Here is an 8,652-nt window from a genome sequence, read left to right as displayed (position 1 = left end):
AACGCGGTCGAGCACGGCGTGGTGATGCTGCGAACGCCGGAGAATTCACGCGCGCTGGCGCGGGTGCCGGCTTACGATCGTTCTACACTGGCGCATCTATTGGATATGGAGCGTAGCCCGGTCGGTTCGTCCGGTGATGTCGTCCAAGCCCAGGACGGCGTGCTGGAGTGGCGGGCGGGGTGAAGTCACGCCTCGTCTTCTTGGCAGGCCTTCAAACGCAAATGGCCGGGTAATCCCCGGCCATCACGAAGAACAGAACCTCTGGTCCTTGGATCCTAGCCCTTCCCGCCCTGTGTGGCCGTCGCGGTCGCCGGACGCCCCTTGGTGCTCACGACACGAACCGGATCGCCATCGACGACGCCATCCGGCGGCGTGCTGATGACGCGGTCATCAAGCGTAATACCACCGGCAAGCTCGATCTCGCGCCCAAGGTCGCGGGCAATCGTCACCGGCTTGAACAGGATCTTGTTATCGGACGTCACCGTCGCGACGCGCAGCCCCTTCTGATCAAAGACGAGTGCGCTGGAGGGGATGTGCAGCGGTGCATCCTCGCGTTGCAGGACCAACCGCACGTTCGCAAAGCCGCCCGGCATCAGCGCGCCCGAAATATTGTCGAGCCCAAGCTGCATCTGTGTGGTGCCCGAGTTGACATCGACCGCCTGGGACGAAGCCTCGACCGTCGCTTCAAACGTCCGGGTCGGATATTCAGGCACCGAAATCGTCCCCTTGGCCCCGATCTTCACCGCGGGCACGTAGGTCTGCGGCACGTTGACATAGACGCGCAGTTTCTTGATGTCGGACACGATGAACATCGGCGGGCTGCTGGTGCCGCCCGCATTAATCAGCGCTCCAACGTCGGTGTTGCGCGCCGTCACAATGCCATCGAACGGCACGGTAATCTTCTTGTAACCGGCGAGAGCTTCGAGCCGTTCAACGTTGGCCTGGCTGGAGTTGACGGCCGCGTTCTTGTTGGAGAGGTCGGCGGTGCGTTCGTCGATCTCCTGCATCGAAACGAAATTCGACGCTATCAGCGTCTTGCGGCGGGCCAGTGTGACTTCGGAAAGCTTCGCGCTCGCCTGCTGGTTCGTCAGATCGGCGCGCGCCTGGAGCAATTGCTGATCGAGATCGGGCGCATCGATTTCGGCGATCACCTCGCCGGCCTTCACCCGAGCGCCGATGTCGGCGCTCCAGCTCTTCACGTAGCCGTTGACGCGAGCGAAGATCGGCGCCCGGTAATAAGCCTCAAGCCGGCCCGGCAGGTCGATCGTCCCGGTCAGCGTGCCTGGATTGGGGTAGATCACCGCAACCGACGGTACAGATTGATCGTCCGTCCATTCCTTCAACTTGACGTCGGCGTCTTCCCGCGCCCGGATACCGGTCACGACCAAGGTCAGCGCACCGGCGACTGCGACTACGCCTACGATGCCCAGTTTCCGGCGGGAACCAGCCGGCTTAGGTTCAGTGGACATTATCTCTCTCCGATAGGACGGCGGCTTTGGCGTCCTGCTTCTTGTGCAGCATACTAAATACCACGGGAACAAACATCAACGTCGCGACGGTTGAGAACATCAGGCCGCCGATCACGGCACGGCCCAGCGGCGCGTTGGCCTCGCCGCCCTCGCCCAGGCCGAGCGACATCGGAAGCATGCCGATGACCATCGCGAGTGCCGTCATGAGCACCGGACGGATACGCACAAAGCCAGCCTCGATAGCCGCAGCGATCGGGTCACCCAGTTCCTCATAACGCTCGCGGGCAAAGCTGATCACCAGCACGCTGTTGGCGGTAGCAACGCCCATGCACATGATGGCGCCGGTCAATGCCGGGACGGATATGGTCGTATGGGTCAGGAACAGCATCCAGACGATGCCCGCCAGCGCAGCCGGCAGTGCGGTGATGATCACAAATGGATCGGACCACGACTGGAAGTTCACGACGATCAGGAAATAAACCAGAACGATCGCCCCCAACAGACCGAAGAGCAGACCGGAGAACGAACTATTCATCGTCGACACTTGGCCGGACAGCACGACGGTCGAGCCCTTCGGCACATCCTTGGCAGTGTCCGCAACGATCTTCTTGACGTCCTTGGCGAGGCCACCCAGATCGCGTCCTTGGGTCGCCGCGAAGATCTGCAGCGTGGGTTGAATGTCATATTGCGAAACAATCGCGCTCGACGTCGTGCGCGTCAGATTGGCAACACCTCCGAGAATCGGCGCGTTGGGGCGCCCGGTCGCCGTGATCGGCAACGTTTCCAGCGCGCTCAACGAATCGAGCTGATATTGCGGCGTCTGCATCACGATCGAGTACGACACGCCGTTATCCGGATTGAGGTAGTAAGTCGGAGCAACCTGCCCGCTACCGGAGAGGTTCACGGTAAGGCTGTTGACGACGTCGCGCTCGGTCAGACCGACATATTGCGCTCGCGTCCGGTCGACGTCGATGTTGAATGTCGGCTCGCTTGTCGACTGCTGGATGCGAACGTCAGCAGCGCCCGGGACCTGGCGAATGCGCTTCATCAACTGGGTAGCGTAGACAATATTTGCGTTCAAGTTGTTGCCCCGGACCTGCAGATCGATCGGCGCGGGTGAGCCGAAGTTCAGGATCTGGTTGACGATATCCGCGGGCAGAAAAGCAAAACTCGTTCCAGGAAACAGGCGCGGAAGCTGCTCGCGCATCGCCTTCACATAGTTTGCGGTCGGAGGATGATCCTCCTTGAGCTTGATCTGGATATCGCCGTCCTGCGGACCCATCACGCCGGTATTGTTGTACGTCAGGTTGATGCCCGAAATCGGCAGCCCGACGTTGTCGGTCATCGTCTCGATCTGGTCAGGCGGAATGATCTTGCGGATCGCCTTTTGAATGTCGGCAAACTGATTGGCGCTTTCCTCAAGCCGCGTGCCTACCTGAACGCGCACATGCATCAGGATCTGGCCGGCATCGACCGCGGGGAAGAAGTTCTCCCCGAGATAGGGCACCATCACGAACGAGGCTCCGACGAAGCCCAGAAAACCGATCACAAAGGTCGGCCGGTGGTGCAGCGCCAGCGTCAGCAGGTCGCGATGTCCGCTGCGAAACTGCTCGAACCGGCGTTCGAAGCCGCGCTGAAACCAGACCAGCGGATTACGTGTCGGCGGCAGCGTTGCGCCATGCTCGTGCTGATGCGGCTTCAACAGATACATCGCCATCGTCGGCACCAGCGTACGCGACAGGATGAACGACCAGATCATCGCGAAGATCACCGCTTCGGCCATCGGCACAAACAGGAAGCGAGGAATGCCCTGCAGGAAGAACATCGGAATGAACACGATGCAGATGCAGAGTAGCGACACGAACGCCGGCACCACGATCTGCTGCGCCCCGTCGAGAATGGCCGGACGAACTTCCTTGCCCTGCTCCAGATGCCAGTTGATGTTCTCGATCGTCACGGTGGCTTCGTCGACGAGAATACCGACCGCGAGCGCCAGACCGCCCAGCGTCATGATGTTCAGCGTCTCGCCGATCGCTGCCAGCATGATGATCGAGCCGAACACGGCCAGTGGAATTGATGTCGCGATAATGATCGTCGAACGCCAGCTTCCGAGAAACAAGAGGATCATGACGCTGGTGAGCGCGGCCGCGATGATGCCTTCCCGCACCACGCCTTCGATGGAAGCCGCGACGAACACGCCCTGGTCGCCGACATAGCCGATTTTCAGCGCGTCCGGCAGTGAATCCTTGTAGGCAGCGGCCTTTGCCTTGATGCCCGCGATGATATCGAGCGTCGAGGTATAGCCCGACTTCAGCACCATCATCAGAACCGAGCGATTGCCGTTGACGTGGACGACGTTGGTTTGGGGCGGATTACCGTCACGCACAGCCGCAACGTCGCGCACGTAGATGGTTGCGCCATTGACGACCTTGATCGGAAGATCGCCGAGTTCGCCGGACTTCAGCGGCGAGTTGTTGACCTGAATGACATATTCGAAGGTGCCTATCTTCGACGTGCCGGCCGGCTGGATCAGGTTCTGCGCCGCCAACGCGTTGGCGACATCCTGCCCGGATAATCCCAGCGACTGCAGTTTCGACGGGTCGACGTCGATCTGTATCTGACGTTGCTTGCCACCATACGGATACGGGATCGCGGCGCCAGGCACCGTCACCAGCGGCGTACGCAACTGGTTGATCGCGATGTCGCCAAGGATCTGTTCTGTGAGCCCTTCGCCCGACAACGCGAGCTGAATGATCGGAACCGTCGAGGCACTGTAGTTGATGATCAGCGGCGGCGTCGCCCCCGGAGGCATCTGCTTGAGAACCGTCTGCGAGACGGCCGTGACCTGCGCATTGGCGGTGCGGATGTCCGCGTTCGGCTGGAAGAAGATCTTGACGATGCCGACACCGTTATAGGAGTTCGCGGTGATGTGCTCGATATCGTTGACGGTCGTGGTCAGGACCCGCTGATACGGCGTGATGATGCGCCCCGACATCTGGTCCGGCGGCAAGCCGGTATATTGCCAGACCACGCCGATCACCGGGATGCGAATCTCTGGAAAGATATCGGTCGGCGTGCGCAAGGCCGCGAGCGGCCCGATGATCAGGAGCAACAGCGCGAGCACGACGAATGTGTATGGCCGGTTGAGGGCGATACGAACAAGTTCAGTCATGTCACGCGCATTCCGCTTACCAAATTCGGGATGGAGGAATTGGGCCCGCGCCGATGTACCCGAAATGCGGCCAAATGGCTAACTTGCGCGCCTTCACTTCCGCGATACCGTTGCCGTTACGCGTTACCGCTTCGCGTTCGCCAAAGGCGCGGTGACACTTCAGCGCATCAGCTTGAGCGCATCGGAAAAAAATTCGGGCCCGCCGAAATTGCCCGATTTGAGTGCAAGCAGCATTTCGCCGTCCTTCGCGCCGACAGCGCGCAAAACCGGCACGCCTGCGGCAATTTCCGCACCTACCAGAAAACCGGGAATGCCCAAACGATCCACAACCGCGCCTGAAGTTTCACCACCTGCTACCACCAGGCGTCGCACCCCCGACTGCACCAGGCCTTCGGCGAGGTCGGCCATTGCCTGCTCAATGGCATGCCCGGTTGCATTGCGGCCATGACGTGCTTGCAGAGCTGCGACCTGGTCCGGTGTCGAACTAGAGGCGATCAGGATCGGTCCCTCGTTCAGCCTCCCTTTGGCCCATGCCAGCGCACGACTTGCTTCGTCCCCGCCCGCGACCACTCGCTCCGGATCAAGATGCAGCACCGGCATCACCTGTTCGGCTTGTGCGATCTGTTGCAGCGTCGCGTGCGAACAGCTGCCGGCAAGGCACGCCGCCGGGCCGCCGACCGGCGCATCGGAAACCGCGTTTGAGGCGCCCGCCTTCAGCTTGCGTGATGCGACCAGCGCGCGGGCAAGGCCGAGGCCAACTCCGGATGCCCCGACGGACAGGCGATGCTCCAGCGCGACCTCGCCAATCGTTTCCAGATCATGGTCAAAGACGGCGTCGACAATCGCCGCACCAAAACCCCTGGCCGACAATTCGGATAAGCGCGCCCGCACGGCATCCGCTCCGCGAGTCACGGTCTTGAGATCAACGAGATCAACCTTGGTCTTGCTCTGGCGCGCGAGCACCCGCACGAGATTGGAATCGTGCATCGGATTGAGCGGGTGATCCCTAAGCGGGCTTTCGTTCAGCGGCACCGAGCCCACGAACAAATTGCCCTGGTAGACAGTGCGGCCGGTCTCGGGAAAGGCAGGCGTCACCAACACGATCCTGTCACCGCAGTCGTGGCGCAACGCGTCCATCACCGGACCGATATTGCCGGCGTCGGTGGAATCGAAAGTCGAACAGATCTTGAACAGCACATGGGCCGCACCGCGTCCGCGCAGCCATTTGTCCGCGGCGCGCGAGCGCGACACGGCGATAGCTGCTTCGATCGACCGGCTTTTCAGCGACACGACGACCGCGTCGACCTCGGGGAGCTTCAGTTCGTCGGCGGGAACGCCGATCGTCTGCACCGTGCGCAAACCGCAGCGCGTCAGCGTGTTGGCGAGATCGGATGCGCCGGTGTAGTCGTCGGCGATGCAGCCAAGTGCGAGCGTCACGGCGTTCCTCCTAGCGTCCCGCACCAGCATATTGCTTGAACCAGCCGAGGCCGTCGGTGGTCTTGCCCCGCGGGTTATATTCGCAGCCGACGAAGCCGCCATAGCCGAGCCGGTCGAGCTCGGCGAAGATGAAGGGATAGTTCAACTCTTCGCCATCAGGCTCGTGACGCGACGGGATGCTGGCGATCTGGACATGACCAATCACCGGCATCATCTCGCGCAGCCGCATGGTGACATCGCCATGAATGATCTGACAGTGATAGATGTCGAATTGCAGCTTCAGGTTCGCAATCTTCAATTCGTTGATCAGCTCGTGCGCGAACACAAAATCGTTGAGAAAATAGCCGGGCACGTTGCGCGGATTGATCGGCTCGATCACCACATCGAGACCATGGGGCGCGAAGAATTCGCAACTCCACGCTACCGATTTGTAGAACGCCTCGACCGCCTTTGCATCGGTTCGACTGGCAATTCCCGCCATCAGGTGCACGCGCTTGACGCCGGTCGCTTCCGCGTAAGGCAGTGCCGTGTGCAGGCTCTGCTTGAGGTCGGCAAAACGCTCCGGCAGCGCGGCAAAACCCTTTTCGCCGGCATCCCAATTGCCGGGCGGCAGATTGAACAGCGCTTGCGTCAGACCGTTGGCGCGCAGGCGCTTGCCGATCTCTTCGGCGGGAAACGCATACGGAAACAGGAATTCGACCGCCGTAAAACCCGCTTTCGCCGCCGCCTCGAAGCGGTCGAGGAACGGCACTTCGTTGAACATCATGGTGAGATTGGCGGCAAAGCGGGGCATCGCTGTTCCCTTCTTTTTCGAAAATAGCTATTTCGGCTCGCCGGGCAGTTTCGTGCCCGTGACGCGGGCATAGATCCGCGCGACCGATGCATCGTCGTCGCGGCCCATGCCCGCAGCCGCCGTCATCAAAAACATCTGCAGCGCTGCCGCCGCGACCGGAACCGGGAATTTGGCATTGCGCGCCATATCCTGAATGATCCCCAGATCCTTGACGAAAATCTCGACCGCGCTGCGCGGCGCATAGTCGCCGTCGAGCACATGCGGCATGCGGTTTTCGAACATCCAGGAATTGCCGGCGGAAGCCGTGATCACCTCGTAAACCTTGCGGATATCGAGCCCTTGTCTCGCGGCAAAGGCGATGGCCTCGGAAGCCGCCGCGATATGAACGCCCGCCAGCAGCTGGTTGATCATCTTGAACGCGGCGCCCTGCCCCGCTGCATCGCCGAGTTCATAAAGTTTTGCCGCCATCGCATCGAGCGCGGGCCGCGCCCTTGCGAAAGCCGCTGGGCTTCCCGAGGCGAGGATGGTCAATTCGCCCTGGGCTGCGCGCTGCGCGCCGCCAGAAATCGGTGCGTCGAGATAAAGCCTTCCTGTCGCCTCCAGCTGTTGGGCGAGCCGCCGGGCGACGTCGGGGTCCATGGTCGCAGACGAGATAAACACGGCGTCCTTTGCCAGCGTTTCGGCCGCGCCGTGCTGGCCGAACAGAATGGTTTCGGTCTGGCTCGCGTTGACGACGACACTGACAACGATGTCGGCACCGCTTGCGGCCTCTGCCGGCGTCCTGGCGCCCTTGCCGCCTTCGGACACAAACCGGCCAACCGCGTCCACTGAGACGTCGCAACCGGTCACCTCGAAACCGGCGCGGCGGAGCGAGGTCGCCATGCCGAAGCCCATCGAACCGAGTCCGATGACGGCGATGCGGGGTTTTGCGATTGCAGGCTGGGACATGCGGCGTTTCCCTGAGTTCCTCTTTGACCGTCATGGCGGTGCGTTGCCCCCTGCGTATCACGGCTTGGCCGCGCTGCCAAAGCGTGAGACAAGGTTTGAAAAGGATAGGCCATGAGCGAAACAAAGATCCGCGAGGAAATCTGCCGGCTCGGCCGCTCCCTGTTCGAACGCGGGCTGACGCCGGGCTCCTCGGGCAACATTTCCGCAAAACTCGACGATGGCGGCTATATGGTGACGCCGACCAACGCCTCGCTCGGTTTACTCGACCCGGCGCGGCTGTCGCGGCTCGATGCTCTCGGACGGCTCCTCTCCGGCGATGCGCCGACCAAGGAGGTGCCGCTGCACACGGCATTGTACCAGACCCGTGCGGCGGCGCGCGCCGTGGTGCACCTGCACTCGACGCATTCGGTGGCGCTCTCGATGCTGCCGGAGATCGACCCGCGCGCGGCGCTGCCGCCGATGACGGCCTATTACCTGATGAAGTGCGGTGCCACCGCGCTCGTGCCTTACTACCGGCCCGGCGATCCGGCGGTCGCGGACGCGATCAAGGGCCTGGCGGGAAAATATTCGTCCGTGCTGCTCGCCAATCACGGCCCGGTAGTCTCCGGCGATACGCTGGAGGGTGCGGTGTTCGCGATCGAGGAGCTGGAAGAGACGGCACGGCTTTATCTTCTGCTGCGCGGGCTCAACCCGCGTTATCTTTCGCCTGCGCAGGTCGCCGATTTGTTGAAGACGTTCGGGCTGGTGTTGCCGGAGCACGAGCATTGACTCTACGCGTCATGCCCGGCCTTGTGCCGGGCATCCACGTCTTTGGCATGCATTACAAGGAAAGA

The 8,652-nt window shown here is 61.8% G+C and carries 6 protein-coding genes and 1 pseudogene; 2 read left to right on the top strand and 5 right to left on the bottom strand.

Annotated elements, in window-relative coordinates; translation table 11 throughout:
• Positions 1 to 183, top strand: a pseudogene (locus tag VNX23_RS19580) (acetyl-CoA acetyltransferase); the annotation flags it as partial.
• Positions 184 to 275: 92 nt separating this feature from the next.
• On the opposite strand, the gene VNX23_RS19575 reads toward VNX23_RS19580, so the two are convergent.
• From VNX23_RS19575 to ltnD, 5 genes are all read right to left on the bottom strand, one after another.
• On the bottom strand, positions 276 to 1,469 hold the full coding sequence (locus VNX23_RS19575) for an efflux RND transporter periplasmic adaptor subunit (protein ID WP_414643034.1): 1,194 nt from the start codon (positions 1,467 to 1,469) through the stop codon (positions 276 to 278).
• Positions 1,459 to 4,641, bottom strand: a complete 3,183-nt coding sequence (locus VNX23_RS19570) for an efflux RND transporter permease subunit (RefSeq protein ID WP_325632673.1) — start codon at positions 4,639 to 4,641, stop codon at positions 1,459 to 1,461. The genes VNX23_RS19575 and VNX23_RS19570 overlap by 11 nt, the downstream gene beginning before the upstream one ends.
• 159 nt (positions 4,642 to 4,800) lie before the next feature.
• Positions 4,801 to 6,078, bottom strand: a complete 1,278-nt coding sequence (otnK, locus tag VNX23_RS19565; RefSeq protein WP_325632671.1) for a 3-oxo-tetronate kinase — start codon at positions 6,076 to 6,078, stop codon at positions 4,801 to 4,803.
• Positions 6,079 to 6,088: 10 nt separating this feature from the next.
• Entirely contained in the window at positions 6,089 to 6,871 is a 783-nt protein-coding gene (gene otnI, locus VNX23_RS19560) for a 2-oxo-tetronate isomerase (RefSeq protein ID WP_325632670.1), read from the bottom strand.
• Positions 6,872 to 6,898: 27 nt separating this feature from the next.
• The gene (gene ltnD / locus VNX23_RS19555; protein WP_325632668.1) at positions 6,899 to 7,819 is read right to left on the bottom strand and encodes an L-threonate dehydrogenase; all 921 of its coding nucleotides are present in this window, start codon (positions 7,817 to 7,819) and stop codon (positions 6,899 to 6,901) included.
• 111 nt (positions 7,820 to 7,930) lie between these two features.
• On the opposite strand from ltnD, the gene VNX23_RS19550 reads away from it, so the two are divergent.
• On the top strand, positions 7,931 to 8,587 hold the full coding sequence (locus tag VNX23_RS19550) for an aldolase (RefSeq protein WP_325632667.1): 657 nt from the start codon (positions 7,931 to 7,933) through the stop codon (positions 8,585 to 8,587).
• Positions 8,588 to 8,652 lie beyond the last annotated feature (65 nt).

This window comes from Bradyrhizobium sp. (assembly GCF_035570375.1).
In the GTDB taxonomy this organism is placed as follows: Bacteria; Pseudomonadota; Alphaproteobacteria; order Rhizobiales; family Xanthobacteraceae; genus Bradyrhizobium.
Note: the sequence above shows the minus strand (reverse complement) of the source record. Positions and strands in the feature narration are given on the sequence as shown.

Excerpts from the sequence above, each read along its gene's own strand:
- ltnD (WP_325632668.1), bottom strand. The coding sequence starts at position 7,819 with ATGTCCCAGCCTGCAATCGCAAAACCCCGCATCGCCGTCATCGGACTC.
- VNX23_RS19550 (WP_325632667.1), top strand. The coding sequence starts at position 7,931 with ATGAGCGAAACAAAGATCCGCGAGGAAATCTGCCGGCTCGGCCGCTCC.
- VNX23_RS19575 (WP_414643034.1), bottom strand. The coding sequence starts at position 1,469 with ATGTCCACTGAACCTAAGCCGGCTGGTTCCCGCCGGAAACTGGGCATC.
- VNX23_RS19570 (WP_325632673.1), bottom strand. The coding sequence starts at position 4,641 with ATGACTGAACTTGTTCGTATCGCCCTCAACCGGCCATACACATTCGTC.
- otnI (WP_325632670.1), bottom strand. The coding sequence starts at position 6,871 with ATGCCCCGCTTTGCCGCCAATCTCACCATGATGTTCAACGAAGTGCCG.